Genomic DNA, 1,700 nt, shown 5'->3' with positions numbered 1-1,700 from the left:
CAGGGGTAGGGGAGCGTTGTATAAGGGTTGAAGGTGTACCGTAAGGAGCGCTGGACATTATACAAGTGAGAATGCCGGTATGAGTAACGAAAAGATCAGTGAGAATCTGATCCGCCGAAAGCCTAAGGGTTCCTGAGGAAGGCTCGTCCGCTCAGGGTAAGTCGGGACCTAAGGCGAGGCCGAAAGGCGTAGTCGAAGGACAACAGGTCGAAATTCCTGTACCACCGTAAGCCGTTATGAGCAATGGGGGGACGCAGCAGGGTAGTGACGCGGACTGATGGATGTCCGTCTAAGCAGTGAGGCTGATGTGTAGGCAAATCCGCACATCGTAAGGCTGGGCTGTGATGGGGAGCGAAAATTATAGTAGCGAAGGTCATGATCTCACACTGCCAAGAAAAGCCTCTAGCCAGGTGATGGTGCCCGTACCGCAAACCGACACAGGTAGGCGAGAAGAGAATTCTAAGGCGCGCGGAAGAACTCTCGTTAAGGAACTCGGCAAAATGACCCCGTAACTTCGGGAGAAGGGGTGCCCCGGTAGTGTGAATAGCACGAGGGGGCCGCAGTGAAAAGGCCCAAGCGACTGTTTAGCAAAAACACAGGTCTGTGCGAAGCCGTAAGGCGAAGTATACGGGCTGACGCCTGCCCGGTGCTGGAAGGTTAAGGGGAGCGGTTAGGAGCAATCCGAAGCTGTGAACCGAAGCCCCAGTAAACGGCGGCCGTAACTATAACGGTCCTAAGGTAGCGAAATTCCTTGTCAGGTAAATTCTGACCCGCACGAATGGCGTAACGACTTGGGCGCTGTCTCAACGAGAGATCCGGTGAAATTTTAATACCTGTGAAGATGCAGGTTACCCGCGACAAGACGGAAAGACCCCATGGAGCTTTACTGCAGCTTGATATTGAATTTGGGTACGATCTGTACAGGATAGGTGGGAGCCTAAGAAACGTGAGCGCCAGCTTGCGTGGAGGCACCGTTGGGATACCACCCTGATCGTATCTAGGTTCTAACCTGGTACCGTAATCCGGTGCGGGGACAGTGTCAGGTGGGCAGTTTGACTGGGGCGGTCGCCTCCTAAAGAGTAACGGAGGCGCCCAAAGGTTCCCTCAGAATGGTTGGAAATCATTCGAAGAGTGCAAAGGCATAAGGGAGCTTGACTGCGAGACCTACAAGTCGAGCAGGGACGAAAGTCGGGCTTAGTGATCCGGTGGTACCGCATGGAAGGGCCATCGCTCAACGGATAAAAGCTACCCTGGGGATAACAGGCTTATCTCCCCCAAGAGTCCACATCGACGGGGAGGTTTGGCACCTCGATGTCGGCTCATCGCATCCTGGGGCTGAAGTAGGTCCCAAGGGTTGGGCTGTTCGCCCATTAAAGCGGTACGCGAGCTGGGTTCAGAACGTCGTGAGACAGTTCGGTCCCTATCTGTCGTGGGCGTAGGAAATTTGAGAGGAGCTGTCCTTAGTACGAGAGGACCGGGATGGACGTACCGCTGGTGTACCAGTTGTTCCGCCAGGAGCACCGCTGGGTAGCTATGTACGGAAGGGATAAGCGCTGAAAGCATCTAAGCGTGAAGCCCCCCTCAAGATGAGATTTCCCAGTATGTAAGACCCCTTGAAGACGACGAGGTAGATAGGCTGGGGGTGGAAGTGCAGCAATGCATGGAGCTGACCAGTACTAATCGGTCGAGGGCTTATCCAA

The 1,700-nt window shown here is 54.5% G+C and carries 1 rRNA gene; it reads left to right on the top strand.

Features of this window, described 5'->3' with window-relative positions:
* Positions 1-1,700 (top strand): 23S ribosomal RNA (locus BMW94_RS30020); the annotation flags it as partial.

Origin of the sequence: Paenibacillus sp. OK003 (genome assembly GCF_900109515.1) — a bacterium.
Lineage (GTDB): Bacteria > Bacillota > Bacilli > Paenibacillales > Paenibacillaceae > Paenibacillus > Paenibacillus marchantiae.
This window is presented reverse-complemented; position numbering and strand designations above follow the sequence as displayed.